20 protein-coding genes and 2 pseudogenes are annotated in these 18,948 nt (G+C 58.4%); 14 read left to right on the plus strand and 8 right to left on the minus strand.

Translation table 11 applies throughout. The features are described 5' to 3' along the window. Positions 1-31: 31 nt before the first annotated feature. From AWB74_RS36440 to imuA, 6 genes and pseudogenes are all read right to left on the minus strand, one after another. Positions 32-250: a hypothetical protein gene (locus AWB74_RS36440; RefSeq protein ID WP_061151463.1), complete on the minus strand. Its 219-nt coding sequence runs from the start codon at positions 248-250 to the stop codon at positions 32-34. A 26-nt stretch (positions 251-276) separates the two neighbouring features. Continuing rightward, positions 277-486 carry a dodecin gene (locus AWB74_RS36445; protein ID WP_061151464.1) on the minus strand — a complete coding sequence of 70 codons (210 nt, stop codon included), beginning with the start codon at positions 484-486 and terminating at the stop codon, positions 277-279. A 134-nt stretch (positions 487-620) separates the two neighbouring features. Beyond that, positions 621-842 carry a hypothetical protein gene (locus AWB74_RS36450; RefSeq protein WP_061151465.1) on the minus strand — a complete coding sequence of 74 codons (222 nt, stop codon included), beginning with the start codon at positions 840-842 and terminating at the stop codon, positions 621-623. A 110-nt stretch (positions 843-952) separates the two neighbouring features. Beyond that, positions 953-4,099, minus strand: a complete 3,147-nt coding sequence (locus tag AWB74_RS36455) for an error-prone DNA polymerase (protein WP_061151466.1) — start codon at positions 4,097-4,099, stop codon at positions 953-955. 12 nt (positions 4,100-4,111) lie between these two features. After that, positions 4,112-5,574, minus strand: a pseudogene (locus tag AWB74_RS36460) (Y-family DNA polymerase). Then, positions 5,498-6,196, minus strand: coding sequence for a translesion DNA synthesis-associated protein ImuA (imuA, locus tag AWB74_RS36465; RefSeq protein WP_061151486.1), 699 nt, complete (start codon positions 6,194-6,196; stop codon positions 5,498-5,500). Before imuA ends, AWB74_RS36460 begins: the two are co-directional and overlap by 77 nt. A 251-nt stretch (positions 6,197-6,447) precedes the next feature. Between imuA and AWB74_RS36470 the strand changes: the two genes are divergently transcribed. From AWB74_RS36470 to AWB74_RS36520, 10 genes and pseudogenes are all read left to right on the plus strand, one after another. Beyond that, complete coding sequence (locus AWB74_RS36470; protein WP_061151467.1) at positions 6,448-6,780, plus strand: ArsR/SmtB family transcription factor; 333 nt, start codon at positions 6,448-6,450, stop codon at positions 6,778-6,780. After that, positions 6,777-7,235 carry an ArsI/CadI family heavy metal resistance metalloenzyme gene (locus AWB74_RS36475; protein ID WP_061151468.1) on the plus strand — a complete coding sequence of 153 codons (459 nt, stop codon included), beginning with the start codon at positions 6,777-6,779 and terminating at the stop codon, positions 7,233-7,235. The genes AWB74_RS36470 and AWB74_RS36475 overlap by 4 nt, the downstream gene beginning before the upstream one ends. Continuing rightward, positions 7,232-7,750 carry an arsenate reductase ArsC gene (locus AWB74_RS36480; protein ID WP_061151469.1) on the plus strand — a complete coding sequence of 173 codons (519 nt, stop codon included), beginning with the start codon at positions 7,232-7,234 and terminating at the stop codon, positions 7,748-7,750. The genes AWB74_RS36475 and AWB74_RS36480 overlap by 4 nt, the downstream gene beginning before the upstream one ends. Then, positions 7,740-8,801: an ACR3 family arsenite efflux transporter gene (gene arsB / locus AWB74_RS36485; protein ID WP_061151470.1), complete on the plus strand. Its 1,062-nt coding sequence runs from the start codon at positions 7,740-7,742 to the stop codon at positions 8,799-8,801. Before AWB74_RS36480 ends, arsB begins: the two co-directional genes overlap by 11 nt. 15 nt (positions 8,802-8,816) lie before the next feature. Then, positions 8,817-9,578 (plus strand): arsenical resistance protein ArsH, encoded by a 762-nt coding sequence (arsH, locus tag AWB74_RS36490; RefSeq protein ID WP_061151471.1) that lies wholly within the window; start codon positions 8,817-8,819, stop codon positions 9,576-9,578. Positions 9,579-9,751: 173 nt separating this feature from the next. Beyond that, complete coding sequence (gene arsN2, locus AWB74_RS48745; protein ID WP_160110350.1) at positions 9,752-10,144, plus strand: arsenic resistance N-acetyltransferase ArsN2; 393 nt, start codon at positions 9,752-9,754, stop codon at positions 10,142-10,144. A gap of 853 nt (positions 10,145-10,997) precedes the next feature. Beyond that, entirely contained in the window at positions 10,998-11,342 is a 345-nt protein-coding gene (locus tag AWB74_RS36505) for a hypothetical protein (protein WP_061151473.1), read from the plus strand. Positions 11,343-11,379: 37 nt separating this feature from the next. Then, positions 11,380-12,339 (plus strand): SOS response-associated peptidase family protein, encoded by a 960-nt coding sequence (locus AWB74_RS36510; RefSeq protein ID WP_061151474.1) that lies wholly within the window; start codon positions 11,380-11,382, stop codon positions 12,337-12,339. A gap of 59 nt (positions 12,340-12,398) precedes the next feature. Then, positions 12,399-12,670, plus strand: a pseudogene (locus tag AWB74_RS36515) (hypothetical protein). Between the two features lie 415 nt (positions 12,671-13,085). Beyond that, positions 13,086-13,709 carry a glutathione S-transferase family protein gene (locus AWB74_RS36520; RefSeq protein ID WP_061151487.1) on the plus strand — a complete coding sequence of 208 codons (624 nt, stop codon included), beginning with the start codon at positions 13,086-13,088 and terminating at the stop codon, positions 13,707-13,709. A 12-nt stretch (positions 13,710-13,721) separates the two neighbouring features. Here AWB74_RS36520 and AWB74_RS36525 read toward each other — a convergent pair whose 3' ends face one another. After that, positions 13,722-14,237: a GNAT family N-acetyltransferase gene (locus AWB74_RS36525; protein ID WP_160110351.1), complete on the minus strand. Its 516-nt coding sequence runs from the start codon at positions 14,235-14,237 to the stop codon at positions 13,722-13,724. Positions 14,238-14,509: 272 nt separating this feature from the next. On the opposite strand from AWB74_RS36525, the gene AWB74_RS36530 reads away from it, so the two are divergent. Next, the gene (locus AWB74_RS36530) at positions 14,510-14,848 is read left to right on the plus strand and encodes a response regulator transcription factor (protein ID WP_061151476.1); all 339 of its coding nucleotides are present in this window, start codon (positions 14,510-14,512) and stop codon (positions 14,846-14,848) included. Here AWB74_RS36530 and AWB74_RS48750 read toward each other — a convergent pair. After that, the gene (locus tag AWB74_RS48750) at positions 14,845-15,219 is read right to left on the minus strand and encodes a response regulator (RefSeq protein ID WP_061151477.1); all 375 of its coding nucleotides are present in this window, start codon (positions 15,217-15,219) and stop codon (positions 14,845-14,847) included. The genes AWB74_RS36530 and AWB74_RS48750 overlap by 4 nt on opposite strands. 450 nt (positions 15,220-15,669) lie before the next feature. On the opposite strand from AWB74_RS48750, the gene AWB74_RS36540 reads away from it, so the two are divergent. The 3 genes from AWB74_RS36540 to AWB74_RS36550 form a co-directional block, all read left to right on the plus strand. Then, entirely contained in the window at positions 15,670-16,146 is a 477-nt protein-coding gene (locus AWB74_RS36540; RefSeq protein ID WP_061151478.1) for a low affinity iron permease family protein, read from the plus strand. A gap of 1,072 nt (positions 16,147-17,218) precedes the next feature. Then, positions 17,219-17,482: an RNA chaperone Hfq gene (hfq, locus tag AWB74_RS36545; RefSeq protein ID WP_160110352.1), complete on the plus strand. Its 264-nt coding sequence runs from the start codon at positions 17,219-17,221 to the stop codon at positions 17,480-17,482. Positions 17,483-18,329: 847 nt separating this feature from the next. Beyond that, positions 18,330-18,948, plus strand: a 619-nt coding sequence (locus AWB74_RS36550; RefSeq protein ID WP_061151479.1) for a DUF3223 domain-containing protein, incomplete at its 3' end; no start/stop codon positions are given.

Consider the following 18,948-nt stretch of genomic DNA (forward strand, 5'->3'; position numbering starts at 1 on the left):
GTTCAACAATGAGAGGGAATCGGCGATGCGCTCAGGCCTTGGAGTTCCGTGTCAGCAGTTCGTCCAGCGCGCCACGCGCCGTTTGCAGCTCATTTACAGCAGCGGTCAGACGAGCCAAATGTAGGGCCCGCGCGCTTCCATCGCCCGACGTCTTGACAAACGTCTCCAGCGACTCGGAGGCTGACAATACTTCGCGAGCTGCGTCTGCAATACGCGCGATGGCTCGTGCCTCGTCGCTTTCCCCGTTCATTTCGCTCTACTCGCCCACGCGGTCGCTCAGTCTTCGACACGGAAACCGACCTTGAGCGTGACCTGCCAATGGAGAATGTTGGCGCCCTCGGCGTGGCCTCGAATCTCCTTGACCTCGAACCATTCGAGATTCCGCACGGTGTCGGAGGCTTTCTTAAGTGCTATCTGTACCGCGTTATCAGATGAAATCGGCGAAGAGCCAGTGACCTCAAGAAGTTCGTAAACGTGTTCAGACATGAAAGCTCCAGACTAAATACAAGCTGCTCGGACTTACGGTGGCAAACGCCCACTGGCAAGGGCAAAGAGCCACCTGGAAGACAGGCGCAGCTGACCTTCCTCGGTCGCCCGCTGCGCCACGGGGCAATACGACGTCAGTTGCGCCCCTCTGTGCCCTTCAACGCGTCATGCTTGTGCGAATGCGTCGCAGCGTACTTCAATTCGAAATACGCTCCTTTGCCACTTCGCGTCGGCGGAAAGTGCTCGCCCTCTACACATGTCACCTCAAAGGTGTCCTTGCCATCATCATGAACGACCGAGTAGATGCCCGAAACCTTTACGATTTCGCCCGGCTTGTATGCGGTGTCGCCAGCCATATTTGCCTCCAGGTTGTGGTTCACCGAGCCACAAGCAATCGACGTTCCGCGGCTTCGACGTTGAGCTCCGAGGGCACCGACGCCGCGCCTCCCTGGCGTCCTGCCACGATTCAGCAGAAGTTACGGCTCACCGTATTCAATCCGCCGAGCAAATGAGACATGTCGACAAGCCGCTGCGCAACAAGGTGTCGGACTTCACCTTCACACTGCCAAGTGCCGTACACACCCAGTAATGCAGCACCAAGTGCTTCTCGCCGCTGACGTTCTAGCAGCGACGGCCAGATGATGACGTTCACATTCCCCGTCTCGTCTTCAATCGTTATGAACATGACGCCTTTCGCCGTACCGGGCCTCTGACGTACAGTAACCAGGCCGCAGCCACGGGCGAGCCGACCGTTCCGGTAGCTCATCAAGGTTGAGGCCGGCATTAACCGCTGCTCAAGCAAAGTTGAACGAAGCAGCGAAAGCGGGTGACGCCCGAGCGTGAGTCCTGTCGAGTTGTAATCAGCGACGATGTTCTCGGCCTCTGACGGCGCACCAAGCACCGGGGTCTCATCATCAATACGCGCTTCTGCAAGAATGTCGCGGTCCGGGGCCGCGGCAACAGATTGCCAAAGTGCCTCGCGCCGGTTTCCGGCAAGCGACGAAAGTGCATTCGCTGCGGCGAGCACTTGCAAGTCACGACGGTCTAACTGCGCACGTCTTGCGAGGTCGCTGACACTGAAGAATTGCTTCACGGCTCGTGCTGCCTCTATACGCTCTGCGGCACCGTCTTTCATGCCCTTGAGTAGCGAGAGTCCGAGGCGCACTGCGACAGAGCCGTCGACTTGCTTTTCGAGAACAGAATCCCATCCGCTAATGGTCACGTCGACAGGAACGACCTTCACGCCGTGACGAGTGGCGTCTTGCAATAGCTGCGACGGAGAATAGAAGCCCATCGGTTGACTATTGAGCATGGCAGCGAGGAAAGCGGCGGGTTCGTGACATTTCAACCAGCTGCTTGCATAAACCAAGAGCGCGAAACTCGCGGCATGGCTCTCCGGGAAACCGTATTCGCCGAAGCCGTGAATCTGCTGAAAGATGGACTCAGCGAATTCGTTGTCATAGCCTCGTTGGAGCATGCCGCCAACGATACGGTCATAGTATTTGTCCAAGCCGCCCTTGCGCTTCCACGCTGCCATCGCCCGGCGAAGTTGGTCTGCTTCGCCAGGTGTGAAGCCGGCTGCCAGGATGGCGACTTGCATGACCTGCTCTTGAAAGATGGGCACGCCGAGCGTCCGCCCAAGCGCCGTCTTCAAAGCCTCGCTTGGATAGCTTACTGGCTCGAGGCCTTGCCTACGTCGCAGATAAGGATGAACGGCGCCGCCTTGGATAGGACCTGGACGCACAATGGCCACCTCAATGACTAGGTCATAGAACTCGCGCGGCTTCATGCGAGGCAGCATGCTCATCTGAGCGCGCGACTCAATCTGGAAGACGCCAACCGTGTCAGCGCGCGAAATCATGTCGTATGTCGCTTCGTCTTCGGCCGGGATGTCCTGCATCTCGAAGCGCTCGCCGCGTTGCTCGGACACAATATCGAGCGTCCGACGGATTGCAGACAGCATGCCGAGTGCGAGCACGTCAATCTTCAACAGGCCAAGCGCCTCCAAGTCGTCCTTGTCCCATTGAATCGCGCTGCGGTCTTGCATGGCGGCATTCTCAACAGGCACGAGCCGCGTAAGTTTGCCGCGACTGATGACAAAGCCACCAGAGTGCTGCGACAGGTGGCGTGGGAAGTTCAGTATCTGCGCGGCCAGCGTCGCCCACATCGCAATCAGTGGATTGGAAGGGTCGAGGCCGGACTCCTCGAACCGCCGGAGCAGGTCCTGTGAATGGTCGAACCATTGGTGCGATTTGGCGACCTTGTCGACGATTTGCGGGTCGATGCCGAGCGCCTTTCCTGTTTCCCGCAGTGCGCCGCGCGGACGATACGTGGATACTGCAGCCGCAATCGCGGCGCGGTCTCGACCGTATTTGCGATAGATGTACTGGATGACTTCTTCGCGACGCTGGTGCTCGAAGTCCACGTCAATATCGGGTGGCTCACCTCGCTCTTTAGAGATGAAGCGTTCGAATAACATATTGCCGCGCGAAGGGTCGACCTCTGTCACGCCGAGGCAGTAGCACACTGCAGAATTGGCGGCCGACCCGCGACCTTGACAGAGGATGTGCTGACTGCGAGCGAACCGGACGATGTCGTAAACCGTGAGGAAATACGCCTCATATTGCAGTTCGCGTATGAGTTGCAGTTCATGCTCGATTTGCTCCTGTACCGCATGCGGTATGCCGGAGGGGAACCGACGATGTGCGCCGATATAGGTCTCCTGTCGCAGATAGGACTCGTGTGTGAAGCCTTCTGGCACAAGTTCGTCGGGGTATTCGTATCGAAGCTCGTCCAACGAGAAATTGCATCGCTCCAGAATGTTGAGTGTCTCAGACAGCGTATGCGGCGGATAGAGATTCGCCAGGCGCAACCGTGAGCGAAGATGCCCTTCAGCGTTTGGCGCGAGGTCGTAGCCGCACTCGGCAACGGGCTTCCCAATTCGAATCGCCGTCATGGTGTCCTGCAACGGCTTTCTCGACCGCACGTGCATGACGACGTTGCCCGTCGCGACAACCGGCACGCGATACTGGTCGGCGATGTACTCGACCACACCGCGGTGGATGTCGTCCATCGCGCGCTGGTGCAGCGTGAGACCGACCCACGCCCGCTCGGCGAAGACATCGTTCATCCACTCAAGCTGAGCAGCAAGCGCGTCTTCCTTCGCTGGAAAATCGGGTACCAGAATAGCGAGGCAGTCTTGCATGCCTCTCAGGTGCGCGTGGTCCTTCTCGGGCTTCGATATGTCATTCGGGGTGAGAAGGTACTCCCCCTTGGCTGCCCGCATTCGGCCGAGCGTGATGAGCTCAGAGAGGTTACCGTAGCCGTTGCGATTCTGAGCCAGCAAAATGAGCCCGAATGCTGGGCTCTTGTCCGCGCTCACGAGCTTGAAAAAAGAGCCGACGATGAGCGTGAGCTTCTCTTCTTTCGCCTGGACGTGAGCGCGCACTACGCCCGCGAGCGAACACTCATCCGTAATGGCGAGCCCAGAGTAACCGAGCTGTGATGCCCGCAGCACCAGCTCTTCGCCATGCGAAGCTCCGCGAAGAAATGAGAAGTTGGTGAACGCGAAAAGCTCCGCGTAGTCCGGCAACGCCGACGAGGGAAAGTCCACGACAACACCTGCTTATCCGAACAGGCCGTGTAGAAACCAGCGCACTTCTTCCGACTTCACGCTCGGGCGTTCGCGGTATATCCAGTAGCAGCTCTTGTCGCTCGCCTCGGCGACATAGTAGTCGCGTGTGACCAACTCACCATCATGCCAACCCGCTTCGATGCGTTCGCCGGTAGAGACGAGCTTGAGCGGGGAACCGTAGAACGGCCGATGATTCTTCATCATCAGGCGTAGCGGCTCGTGGAGCAGCCAGGTCGGGCGCGGCAGGCCCCCCGGCGGCACCGACAACTTCGCGTCATCCTGAACGGACACCCAGCGGTTCGCAAGCTCGGGCCGGTGGTCGGACGTTGGCGCCGGGCGCAGCACGTTCTCCGCACCCAGTCTTGCGACTAGCAGTTCAAGGAGGCGGTTATGGTCTTCCGCCGAGCCGCCCGGGTCGGGGAATAAGTCCTCCGACGGCGGCTCGGCAGGTTGGACCTTCGACGCGGTCAAGCGCACGGCGATAACCGCCGCCTGCAGTTCCGTGCGCCCAAGCCGTTCTTTCAGCAAACGAACAAGATGCTCCTCGTGCCAGGTTGGCTCCGCGAGCGCAATTTCCAGGACGGTCGGCTCGACCGCCTGTCGACCGCGCTCGTGTTCGAGCGACACCGTCGCGTGCGTGAGCGCAAGCTGTTGAGCGCTCAGCCAGCCGCAGAGTTGCACGGTGAGGCGACGTGCCGAGAACAGCACCGCTTCGGCATGCTCTACGCGGTCCGGAAGTTCGGTACGTGCGCTGAAGTTCGGCGGGACTTTAAGCCATTCATATAGCTCTGGTGACAGACCATAAGACGGTCGAGAGAATCCAACAAATCCACACCACACCTCTTGTTCAGTCCAGCGCGCGGCAGGCGCCGGATGTCACTCAACGCTCGGCAGCCGAGACCGTGAAACCAGTCAGCGAATGCGCGGACTTCCTGTAAGACCATAAGCGGCAACGAGTCGAGATGCCGCTCGAGCGAGCGCATCTTCAGTACGCGGCAACGGCCGCGCTTGGCAAGTAGCCAGGCGCCTTGCCCCGTCGGCGCGACGCTCATGCGAACCGTTACGCCTATCGATTTCACGACGCTTCGTATTTGCGAGCAGACGCTTCGAATGCCGCCGAAGAGTCGCAGGCTGGCGGTCACGTCCATGACGATGGTTTGTTCGTCGCAGAGCGCGACCTGTGGCGAGAAGCGCAGCAGGCCGAAGGCGACTGCCCGCTGCATCTCCATCTCGAGCCGGACGCTCCGGTCGTACACCGCGGCGTCCGGGGCGAGCGTCGTCACCCCGCCTCGTTTCATCCCCGGTAACACGCCTGCTTCTCGTGCCGCCGCATCCATCACAATTACCTTGTCGCGCTCAAGCACCGCACACCCGTGTTCAGTCGGAGGTAACCACCTCGGACGAAACACCTCCAGCGAAAGCCGGGGCAGGAAGATGGCGACGAACACGGCCATAAGGGCTCAATAGAATCGGCGATGGTTGCAGTGAGAGGGACAGCTGTTCGGTTTTAGTTGGGCCTCGTCGCTTCACCACATCAACGACGAGGCCGCCATCAGCGGGTCTCACTCCAAGCCGCAGCGTTGCTGGCGAGGCGTCTTGTGCGCTCGCCAACGGCCGGATGAGCACGAGCAAGGTTTCGGTCGCCTGCGCAGCCAGGTGAAGACGTCGAAGCGCTTCAGCCCGGATGTGCTGCTGCCAGAACACCAGGGCACCGCAGCTCTTGGCTTGCAGCACACGTTCCGCGCACCAGAGGGCGTCCGCCGTTTTCGGTGCCTGCAATCTCAACACCTTGTTCAACGGCAAACCGAGATACGAGAACGCTAACGCGTTCGGAACGTGCGGCGACTGCAGAAGCACGATGGGGCGTGTACTACGTTCCAGGAGAGCCGGCTTCAGTAGCCGCATCTCGCCACTCCCTGGCTGCTGGACAAGCAGCTCCACCAACGCGCCCAGCGGCCAGCCCCCGCCCGGCAACTCGGCCGACAGCGCGGCGTATCCGGTGTCGACCGTCTTGCCATACGCACGGGCGAGCTGAGACCCGCGCCAAAGGCTTATTCCCCCCGAGCTTGGATGCATAGTTCCGTCCAGCAGAGCCTCAACGGAGCGCGTGCGCTCCTCTGGGTTCCGGATTGGTAAGGGTTGGGCGGCAGTGCGGTTCATCAAGGGCGCTCGGCAAAAGCACTGTATAAATATACAGTGCCACCAAGGTACCATAACCGCTCGCAAACGGCCAGTGCTAGCGATTTCCAGCATTGCGGTATGCCATAGTCATCGCTAATGATTCAATATTTCTTGAAATATAAAAATGTTGCAGCTAAGATTTCTGCATGGACACGAACCTTGTTGTACGCGCGCTCGGCGCGCTCGCTCACGATTCACGACTCGCCATATTCCGCGCTCTGGTCGTGGCAGGGCCGAGCGGAATGGCTGCTCGCGATATTGCTCAGCGACTCGGTATCTCGCCGTCGAGCCTTTCGTTTCACCTTAAAGACCTAACCCATGCGGAGCTAGTCAGCGGCCGCCAAGAGGGCCGCTTCATCTACTACTCAGCCAACTTCGAATCAATGAATGGCCTGATTAGCTTTCTGACAGAAAACTGCTGCGCTGGCGACGCATGTGGCGTCGCGCCGGCCAATCAATGCTGTGGAGACCAGAAATGAAGCGCATGCATATCCATATCGCCGTCGAGGACCTCGACGCGAGCACTCAGTTCTACTCTGCGATGTTCGGTGGCGTCGCCCCGACTGTCGAGAAAGACGACTATCGCAAGTGGGAACTCAGCGACCCTAGAGTCAACTTCGCCATTTCGAAACGAGGTGCGAAGCCCGGCGTCGACCACTTGGGTATTCAGGTCGAAACGGACGAAGAGCTTGCCGAGATGCGGGAACGTTTCGCAAGTGCCGAATTGCCGACCATGGACCAGACGGCAACGACTTGCTGTTATGCGAAATCAGACAAGTCGTGGACCATAGACCCACAAGGGGTTGCGTGGGAAACGTTCCTAACGCTTGAGGCTGCTCCGACATATGGACAGTCGCGGCACGATGAACAATCCCAATCCGCTGCCTGCTGCGCGCCAAGCTCAACTACTGCTCAGCTCAGGAGCCGAGCGTGAGTCAAAGACCATACAACGTTCTTATCCTGTGCACCGGCAATAGCGCTCGAAGCGTCATGGCGGAAGCGCTCTTCACCGTGATGGGAAAGGGGCGTTTCAAGGCATACAGCGCAGGCAGCCATCCCACTGGGCGAGTAAATCTTCTGGCCGTTGAGCTTTGTGCTGCGGCGGGCTACGACACCACTCAACTACGCAGTAAGAGCTGGGATGAATTCGCCCAACCCAATGCACCCCAGATGGACTTGGTCATCACAGTGTGTGACCAAGCGGCTGGCGAAGCCTGCCCGTTTTGGCCGGGCACACCGATGACGGCCCATTGGGGCTTCGAGGACCCGGCTGCATTCGAAGGGTCCGAGCAGGAGAAGCGAGAGCACTTCAACAAGGTCTTTCGGCAAATCATGAATCGCGTGATTCAATTCGTGAACTTGCCGCTGGAAGTGTTGGACAGAGCCGCAAGTCAACAGGAAATGCGAACCATCGGTTCTCGTCCAGCAGAGGAATCTCATGAGCAGTAGCAATGCAACCGGCGCCGCGCACGGCGCTGCCCGGATAGGCTTTTTTGAGCGCTATCTCACGGTGTGGGTAGCACTTTGCATTGTCGCGGGTATCGCTCTAGGCCACTGGCTGCCGGCGATGTTCGAAGCCGTCGGTCGCATGGAGGTTGCGCACGTCAACATCCCGGTTGGCGTGCTTATCTGGGTGATGATTATCCCTATGCTCGTCAAAATCGACTTCGCGGCCATGGCGCAGGTTCGAGGTCACTGGCGCGGCATCGGTGTGACGCTCTTCGTGAACTGGCTCGTTAAGCCGTTTTCCATGGCTTTGCTTGGGTGGATATTCGTCCGCCACGTGTTCGCGCCGTACCTGCCGTCGAGCCAACTGGACAGCTACGTCGCAGGGCTCATCCTGCTGGCTGCCGCGCCATGCACGGCCATGGTTTTCGTGTGGTCCCAGCTCTGCAAGGGAGACCCTTACTTCACGCTCTCCCAAGTGGCCCTGAACGACGCCATTATGATTGTCGCCTTCGCTCCCATAGTGGCGCTGCTGCTCGGCTTGTCTGCGATTACGGTGCCGTGGGATACGCTTATAACGTCAGTCGGTCTCTATATCGTCATTCCCGTCGTACTCGCTCAAGGCTTACGCCGCCAACTTCTGGCGCGCGGCGAATCTGACTTTAAGCGCGTGGTCGCTCGAATGGGGCCCTATTCCATCAGCGCACTGCTTGCGACACTCGTGCTCCTGTTCGCCTTCCAGGGGGAGGCCATCGTCAAGGAGCCGTTGGTCATCGCAATGTTAACCGTGCCCATTCTCATCCAAGTCTTCCTGAACTCCGGTCTCGCCTACGTCCTGAACCGTCGACTTGGCGTCGCCCACTGCGTAGCCGGGCCGTCCAGCCTCATCGGCGCAAGCAATTTTTTTGAGTTGGCAGTCGCCACGGCCATTAGTCTGTTCGGATTCCAGTCGGGTGCCGCGCTTGCGACGGTCGTGGGCGTGCTCATTGAAGTGCCGGTGATGCTCCTTGTCGTCGGCGTGGTGAACAGGTCGCGACACTGGTACGAAGCTTAAACGCATTAAGAACGAATGATGTCCACTCTTCCAAATATTGTCCCGTCGGTCCTCGATACGCCAGACACGACGAAGCTCGAGCCGCGCGCTGTATCGACGCATGCGCCGCGAATTCTTCTACTCTACGGCTCGCTTCGACCCACCTCGTACAGCAAGCTCCTCACGCTCGAGGCGGAACGCATCCTCCAGCGTTTCGGCGCTGACACGAAGGTCTTCGACCCGCACGGCCTCCCCCTGGCAGACAGCGTCCCGCCTGACCATCCGAAGGTCGAGGAACTCCGGCAACTCTCATTTTGGTCGGAAGGTCAGGTCTGGTGCAGTCCAGAACGGCACGGCGCACTTACTGGCGTGTTCAAGAACCAGATTGACTGGCTTCCGCTCGAGACGGGCAGCATTAGACCGACCCAAGGGCGCACACTCGCGGTGATGCAAGTCTGCGGCGGTAGCCAATCATTCAACGCCGTCAACGCGCTGCGTGTTCTCGGACGATGGATGCGAATGGTGACTATCCCGAACCAGAGCTCCGTCGCTAAAGCGTTTCAGGAGTTCGACGAGAACGGGCGAATGAAGCCGTCGGCCTACTATGACCGAGTCGTAGATGTGATGGAGGAGCTTTACAAGTTCACTCTTCTCATCCGCGACCGCTCCGATTACCTGACCGACCGTTATAGCGAGCGGAAAGAGATGGTGCCGGCGGCAGTCGCTGAGCTCGCCCAAGCCGCAATGAGTCATGAGCGAGACGGAAACGCTGACACCGACGAAAGTGAAGTCGAGTAGTTTCTTGGCGCTTTCACAGGCGGTGACGTCATAAGCGCTTACCTTTCACGGTTGAGGCATGCCGTCCGCTCCTCGGCAAACGAGGGCTAGTCGGTCGAAGACGCGCTCATCGGAGATGCATCGTGAATCTAAGGCCCGCGGAGCCCGGTGACCTACACGCCATCCGAGACCTGGTGGCGCAACGAGGGTTGCCAACGTCAGATTTGCAATCGAATCTGATGGAGGGATTTCTTGTCGCCGTCAACGATGCCGAAGAGGTCGTCGGCTGCGTGGGCGTTCAACGCTTTGGGAAATCGGCACTCGTACGCTCTCTCGCCGTAAGCCCCTCGAACGAGAAACTTGGGCTCGGACGCCTGCTTCTGCTCACTCTGGAGAAGTCGTGTTTCGCGCAGGGCGTCTGTGAGCTTTGGCTCCTCACAATGAACGCAGCCGGCTTTTTCACCGCAGCGGGATACGCACCTACTGACAAAGATGCGGCTCCCGCTGCCCTGCAATTCACGGAGCAGTTCGCCTCCATCTGTCCGGCGAGCGCCCGATGCTTGATGAAACGCCTTGGCCCTTCCTGACGAAATCTGCGTCAACGGCTTCCTGTCAAGCTGGAAAGTATCTTCCGAACGGCGGTTGAAACCCCATAGCGAAGACATTGCGACCGTGAGCATTGCGAATCTCGCCATGAGAACCTTCGGACAACCCTTCACCTTGCAACATGAAGCGGAGCCAGCCTTCTCGCGAGCCTTGCGTTCAGAATCGGTCACCCTCAACTGGGGCCCCAAAACCTCGACGCCGTCGGCGGCGACAAAAAGTATGTCAAACGATGTAGCCGTACATCGAATCACGACCTTCCCAAGACCCTCACCGGTCAACGTCTCGCGGTCATCGCCTTCGAACTATCTATCCCCACGGTACAGGTTCAAAGGCGGGGGTGAATCGACTCGATGTGTTGGGAAGAGCGGCCAATTTGCCGAAATACTGTATGGATGTACAGTATCGTAACGCAAAAAGTGAAGCAGTGAATTGCCCCTTTTTAGTCGCTTCTGAGGAGTCGAATGGATATGCTCGTGCGGATGTACCCTGTGCACGAGGTCGCCGAACGCGTCCACGGTTGCTCAACGGCTTCGGCGACGGGACCTAGACGAAACTGTGGCACGCGGCAAGGCTGGTGCCGACATTCTTCGCGCAAGAGAACGGGCGCACCGTTGGTACGAGGTCGATTGACGACTACACCCGGTGGAGGGTCGATGGCAGCATCAGGGGGCGCCATCACTGCGAGGGGTGCGACGGTTCTTGCTTCGGAACGAGTCTGCGTTTGTAGTCAGCGCAGAAGATTGACGGCGCCGAACCCGTTGAACGACGCCTCTCGACCGAAGCTTGACCTACTGCACCGAAGTTCGAGCAAGGAGAACAGACGGGTCTCAGAGAATGGATAAACTTGATATAGACGAAGTGCCGGGCACGCGCGCCGATTTGCTTTGCTTCCTGGTTGCAACCGTCACTGCCTCGCACACGCTGACGCGCGAATGGCGCATTGACCATGTCGTTGAGAGCAGTCGACTTTGGCTCGCGAGAAGCGGCGTATCGATGCATTGGTTAAATCGAGTGGTGCTTGGCCAGCTTGCGATGAAGATTGCCAAGCGCGAGTTGAAGGCCGCTGGCATCGCGGTACGGCAGAGCGACGTGCAGGTGCTGTTCACCGGCGAAATGAGGCTCAACCACGCGAGCGCGGTCGTTCAGAAGATGATGAAGTTGTGCAAGCAATCGCTCTGAGCAGGCCGGCCAATCAATCGACCAAGGAAGACCACGCATGTGCTACTCGGCCCATATTCAGGCGGACTATCGCAAGTATGTGAAGACATTCGGTGCACACATGGACATCGAGGAATTCGCGCGCCTGTACTTCGAGAGGGCCGAGGGCAGCAAGGCGAAGATTCCCAAAGCCGTCGACGACGCGTTTCGCGAACCGCAGACTAATGCCGAGAGCGAGATAAAAGCGTTAATCGACCGGTACAACCAAGACCAGACGACGAAGCTTGAACAGGAGCTATTCAAGCAGCGAACGCGCCTTGCGGATGCCGAGCGCACATTGCAGTCGAAGGTTACGAAGGCGGCCACCGAGAGCATGCGCATTGCGACCGCCAAAATCGGGGCCTCGCTACGCCGACTCGAGGACATCCACCGGACGGAGCCAGAACCGCGCGACTCACGCATCTTCCCCGGCACTTACGCGCCCGTGCTTGTGATGGAGAACGGAATGTACGTGGTCAAGCCGATGCGCTACCAATGCCGAATTGCAGGTAAGCCGGCGAACTACGACGTGAAGTACCCGGGGACTTACAACGCGCGGCGCGATAATCTTGAAGGTTTCTTGATGCCCTGCTTCGGCCACACACATGGCGTGATGCTAGTGGACGTCTTCTACGAAAACGTCAAAAAGGCCAAGTACGAGAATACGCTCCTTGAAACGCACGACCGAGACGAGAACATCGTCCTCGAATTTCGCCCAAACAACGGCCAGTTGATGCACGTCGCATGTCTCTGGTCCAAATGGACCGGCCCAGGGCAGCCCGACTTGCTGTCCTTCGCAGCAATCACTGACGAGCCACCGCCGGAAGTCGAGGCCGCCGGCCATGACCGATGCATCGTGCCCATCAAATTCGAAAACATCGAAGCGTGGCTCAAACCGAGCCCGTCAGACTTGGAAACTATGTATGCCATCCTCGATGACAGAGACCGACCCTACTATGAGCATCGACTTGCGGCGTAACGGTCAGCTGCTTGAGCACAGCTTGGTGGAACGGAGCATCGCGACAGAAGGAGCGTCGAATGCTACGCAAGACAATTAACGCCTCTCGGCTGCAGCAAGAAGTTGACCGACGAATCCATCGGTTACAGGAAATCGTTGAAGACGGCGTAAAGATTCGAGTGCCGCGGCCCCAATTACAGGAGCCCGATAAAACGGGATGTAACTGGAACATGACGCACTTTGGAAATGTGGTCGGCTTCGAGCGCGACATAGATGCTGTACTTAAGGCCTTACGCGCTGAGTACACCTTAGCACCGAATCAAAATTCGCTACCGACCCATTCGGTGACTAAGGGAAAAACAACCGAGCGCTGCTAACATACAGTCAGGCAGGAGTTACGATTCTGCTTCGCAGAGGCAGCAGAATGAGCGTCGACCTTCAGGTGCTAACAGCCTATCTCAGCCGGTGTGTTTCATCTTGCTCTTCAGGGTTAGGAGGTCGCAGTGGCGGGAAAAGAAGAATCGAACGCGAACGGTCCCGAGAGCGAACCGGAGTCGCTTAAAACCCTAGCGCAATACCTGGAGCGAGCTCTCGACAAGGCGACGAGCATCATCATGATGCGGCATCATTGTTTTCTCTACATAGCCTCCTCGCCGGGCCGAGCACCGCTGGCTCAACTGGAACGGCGCCGAGCGCCAGAGCTGTATATGGAGTTGGGCAGAGACGCCATGTACCGTTCAGCAACATCCTTAACACGACGAGTTCCGATGCTGACAATCTTAGGAAAGGCATCCTCAATCAATGTCCGAAAAGTGCTCTGGGCTTGCGCTGTACTCAGCCTAGACTTCGTTCGAGAAGATTGGGGAACTGGATTCAAGTCGACCCATGCGCCGGAGTTTTTGGCGCTCAATCCCAACGGCTTGGTTCCAGTGCTGAGAGATGGGGATTTCATTCTCTGGGAATCGAACTCCATCATTCGCTACTTGGCGTCCAGCTACGGCGGCGAACATCTATACCCAGTTGAACCGGTCGCTCGCGCGCGAGTCGACCAGTGGATGGATTGGCAGGCGACTGAGCTAAACCGGTCGTGGAGCTATGCGTTCCTCGCGCTCGTTCGACACTCTGAAGCTCATCAATCGGCGGAGGAGACTGCGCGGTCGATTGCCTCTTGGACGCAGCAAATGACCATTTTGAAGAATCAGTTGTCCGTCACAGGGGCTTATGTCGCAGGTCCGACCTTTTCTCTCGCAGACATCCCCATCGGCCTATCCGTGAATCGTTGGTTTTCGACACCGTTTGACCACCCTCCGTTTCCAGGCGTGGCGACATACTTCGACGGCCTGGGCGACCGGCTCGGCTTCGACGAGCACTGTCGCAACGGACTTCCGTAATCTCTCCCTCGCCTACGCTTGCGCGGCAAGTTGGAGTGCCTTAGGTTGGTCTTCGCGCGGTATCAACGCCTTTTCGAACCATTTGCGCTCCGGTGCACCGCGCGCTCCTGCAAACCGATTGGTCGCAGCAAACCCGTTCCGCTGGCAGAACGCGATGGTGCGACGGTCCGAAAGATGCAACCTTAACGCGAGACTGCGATAGCCAAGAGCCGATGCGTCTGACTGGAGCCGCGACATGAGCGCATGCCCGATGCCGGCCCTCGCCGCGCGACTATAAAGATATTTCACCTCGCCTACGCAGTAATCGCACCGGCGCAGTGCGGCGCACCCCACCGCGAAGCCGGCCAATGTCCGGACCACCAAAAAAGTGCTTCGCGGAGAACGAATTTCTTCGTGAAAGTCTCGAGTTCGTCCTGATTCGCCGTAGAACAGAGCCCAGCTAGCGTCCATTTCGTCTAGAAGCGCTTCGGCATCTAGGGTGCAAGGGTCTTCGTTTCGTACGACCACGAGTGTTCCTACGTCTTCCATGGCTGCCTCCACCTGTATTGCTGCAGTGCAAGCAAGGATTTGGCCACATTGACGGCAAGGTGTCCGGGGAGAGTCAGGTCGCCCTGTGCCGCCGAATTCCCGTTCTGTCGGGGGCTTGAATTCCATACGGTGGTGGAATTTCTCAGCGCTCCAACACCGCCAGTGCAGGTCTTCCCTGAGACCAGCCGGTGGAGCGAGACCCTATACTGACTCGATAGCTGCTCGACCGCAACTTGATGCGCTGCGTCCGCCGTGAACGTACGGGACACTCGATGAAGAAGATTTTATTCGTAGACGACTCGCGCGACACGGCCGATGCGCTGAGGGATATCGCTTCCGAGTTGGGGCATGTCGGCGCAGTGGCTTACAACGGCGCGTCGGCTGTCGACGCTGCCGCCTCTGAAACGTTCGACGTCATCTTCTTGGACTTGATGTTGCCGGACGCTGATGGCGTTACCGTTTGCTTGGAGATTCGAAAAGGCCGCTCAAAGTCTGCGCGCATCGTCGCGCTCACAGGAAGTAATGAGCTTATAGACAAGTCTCAGCAATGCATTGACGAATGGGTCTTGAAGCCGCTGTATATGGACCAGCTCGAACGACTCCTTTCCTAGCGTGGATAAGGGTCAGCGTGCGCGCGGTTCCTTAGACACTCCGCGAGTGCTTCGAGCAACTCGGCTACGTCGAAAGGCTTTTGCAGGAAAGCAGTTCCTTGGGTTTCGCCGGAATGCGCGGTGCCCGACATGAAGATGAAAGGAACAGAGCACAGCACTGAGTTTCTAGCAAAGGCCCGACGCAACTCCGCCCCACCCATTACGGGCATGAGCCAGTCCGACACAACCACTGCGGGGTTGCGTTGCTCCGCCAGCTCGAGTGCTTCCGCGCCGTTAGACGCTGTTAAGACTTCGTGCCCAACATCGTGCAACAGGAAGCTTAGGGACGACGAGATTGCCGGTTCATCATCGACTACTAGAACGATTGCCATACGACTTACCTGCGATATTCCACCACTACGAGAGCAACGGACATTCCATCCAAGGTGGAACGCCGCGGGTTTGCACCTCCGAAACAATGCGCTTCGGCATGACCGCAACGACACTTATCCGGTTACTCGCGATGAGGGCGGATACATGCATCCGTTCAGGAAACTTCTTAATCGTCCGCGACGATGATGATGCGGCGTTGGCTGGCGGAGAATCGATTGCATGGCACCCAAGCGGTTGAACGCGTACATGTGGATTGCACACCCTGCCGGGCGCCACGCTAGAAGCAACGCTGGGTTGGGAAGGATGAAAGGGTAGTTAGCAGACGATGCTCGATTCGTCGTCGATTCTTGCGACGTGACGCTGAGTTCGTACGCGCAACCGCTCGGCTTACGACGAGCCGCTGGCATGGCAGTTGCGTCTGTCCAGTTAACGTCTATCCGGAGCCTACGATGAACATGTCCGAGTTGCCACCTTCCTCGACCGATGAGCTCAACACGGTGCCTGACACGTCGAGTCCGGCTTACGCGGGCAGGCACCCGCTCACACGCGCTTTCGACAAGTTTGCTAGCCTGGTCACGCGATGGGCAGGCTCGCCGGCTGCGTTCTGTTTAGCCGTTTTGACAGTCGTCTCGTGGATTGTGACCGGTCCAATATTTCACTACTCGGATGGCTGGCAGCTTGTCATCAACACTGGGACCACCATCGTCACGTTTCTGATGGTCTTCCTGATTCAGCAGAGCCAGAACAAGGACAGCGTCGCGCTTCACCTCAAATTAAACGAATTGCTCGCTTCGCATCGTGCCGCGAGTAATCAACTGATAGGAATAGAGGACGCTTCGGAGGACGAGCTCCGACGACTCGCGGCCGCCTACCTCCGTTTATCGACCGCCCAGACAGAGGAAATGGTAGGCACGAGCAAGCCGTGATTGCGGCTCTCTCAATCGCGAGAGAACGGAGGAGGCGGCACGAACCTCAGCGACCCGGACCTGCTCGACCATGGCTGTTTGATGGCTCTGGCGAACGGGCTGCCAGGCGACGACTTTTTTCTCAGGTTCAAGCGCTTGCGTCCAGCCGATATGCCGCATTGATGGGTTCGCCTCTCCCGGGGCACAAGAAGGACCGCAGGCATAATGCAGAGGCGGAGCGCGTGCGAATTTATGAGCGGGCCGCATCGATGCTCCGCCGAGGAGTGGGCGGCGCTGCCGAGCGCAGCCCGTCCGCTACCGTTCGAAAGCTGTGCGCGGGCGGGTATTTAGGCTGAAAGCGAACGGAAGCGCAGTGCCAGCGTGCTTAGACGTTGACTATCTTTTCGGAGTGCCAACAGCCACTTCAAAGCGGAGCTTGATGAGCTTTTTAGTCACCCAAAGCCCACCCTACACTGTGAACAGCAGCACGCGAGCTGCGTCCGGATGGACTTTTCAAGGCTCCCCCTGACTTGGCTGCCTGGCGCGGCTCCCAGGACGTGGCCGCTCTCCCAGTGCGAACCGACCGGAGGGCGGTCAAGCAAGCAGCAAACCTTTTACGTTGCTCACATTTTGTCCAAGAGGCGAGCCCCTCCTTAGTGTGCTCCCGCACAGTTCCTCGCGCTGTCGCGCTAAAAATGATAGAGAGTACTACTGCGCGGCGTCGCTTCGGCGGCAAGTCGTCAGGCGAAGGCCGCACTGCACTTGCCACCTCACATGCCGATTGTCGCCGCATGACAGGACGAGCTATAAATCCATATGACCCGAATCGCCCCACTGACGTTCGGAGCATGCCCTAGCGAACGTCGAGTTGTCGCGCCCCGTTGACAATAAGACGCCGTCCGACTCGCTGACAGCGACGAACGAGGGCTCGGATTGGACAGGAGTTGCACAGTGAGGTTGCCGCGCCCACCGTCGGGCGATGACAGCAATGAGGCGCGTTGGACTGTTCCGATACTGTGATTTACGAATTTGATTCGAACTTTCTCAACGGATTCACGGACACATTCTCGATTCGTCTGCGACGGGGAGCATCGTGAAGCAAGCCACTATAGACGTCCAATCTGATTTTCTCGCTGCGCTGGTCGCAAAGCGAACCCCCGCTTGGATTTTCCTTGTCAACGGCATCAAACTGAGTGGCGTCATCGCCTCTTTCGACAAGTACGTCCTCGCATTGCAATCACCGTCAGGGAATCAAATTGTCTACAAGAACGCTGTTTCTACCGTTATCGAACAGAATGATTCCCCCGTAAGGGCGGCACGGGTCCCGACCGACCGGCCGCGGCGAACAGCGCACTGACCATCAGCAAAGCGGCGGCACAACTCGATTTTTGATTGTGTCCAACCCGACCACAGCGTTCATCTTTAGGTGGTCCGCCCGCTATCGACGGCCTTCGCGGGCAGTCATCGACTGGCCGCCACCCGGAGTTCGCAAGAGGTCATCGAGGCACAGTGCTTCGAGCGGATTCCGATAGGCTCCGCACCGCGACTCTGGCAGGAACCCAGGCGAATAGCGGCGTTCGAAGGTGCGAAATCGCATGGCAAGCGTCCGCCATTGCTTCGAAGTTCCGGCGAACACCGACACAGATGTGCTTGCCTTGTCAAACATATCTCGGCCGTCCGTCAACGTCGGGTCTTCTAGCTGAACGTTCACCGTCATTAGTGATTGAGCTATGGGATTGTCATCAAGCGAAGCGCGGGCCGGACCGACAGTTGACAACTGCACTCATGGCCGAGTTCATCCGCTCACATACGCCTGGTTGCAATGGATGTAACACTGTGGGCATAGGATGCCATAGCACGAGTCTTCAGACTAGGCTTCGGCAAACAAAGCTGAGCGGGCGCGCAATTTGCGGCGTGGTACACGATTGTCGCGCGTTCCAGCTCCGCGTCGCGAGCCCCGAGACAGGCCCAACACGGACAAAATCGGCAACAGTCGGGCCGGCCCATTGAGACGCGGCCCGAAAAGACCGTATCTTGGGGTCCGCAGTCGGTGGGCATCGGTCTGTGGCGACACTACCGAAGCCTGCGAGATTCTGCTTATGCATTGAGCACCTAGGGAAGCCACGCTCAGGCTGACTTCGGTCAATGGCTACTTGCGCACATTCCTTCCATGAGTCGGTACGCATCCCGCGAGCGGAGCTGGCATGACGATAGCGGTGCAATTGTCGAACGGCCGTGCTTGGCCTTCGCACAAAGCGGCGGTCGCTCATTTTGAGCAGATGCTCCTGCGATACTCCGACGACCAAGCCGTTGACGACGCTCAGGACCACGATGACCTGACGGCGTTGGTTGAACGCTACGACCTCGCTATTGCTGCTGGGCGGCCGAAGGCAGGAAGCGGCATCGACCACTTCGAGCGACGCCGCTGTGGGTCCCTTACCCGCTCGACGGCGGGTTTCTGGGTCGTACATACGCACGGCGACGCGTCTGACTTCAGCTACGCCGTTGCTGTGCGGGCGCAACCCAAGAGCGATGCTTACCAGTTCGCGTGCGCATGCAGGGCTGCCGTGCAGCCAACCTTGTTGGACGCAAAAAGAAGGGCTTTTGAGCTGTACGGAGACGACTTACAGCGCGTGCGGTGCGAATTGACCGGCAAGCTGCTCACATTCGAAGAAGCAGATATGGACTATGTCGGTATGTCGTTCGCCCAGATGGTCGTCAGTTTCCGGACGTTGCGCGGCTGGTCGGGGACTGTCCAAATTTTTGTGTGCAAGGCGGATGAAGCTTCCAGTCAGGACACTCATCGTGATCCTAGAAGCTGGG

The sequence above is a fragment of the Caballeronia arvi genome (genome assembly GCF_001544695.2).
Classification (GTDB): domain Bacteria; phylum Pseudomonadota; class Gammaproteobacteria; order Burkholderiales; family Burkholderiaceae; genus Caballeronia; species Caballeronia arvi.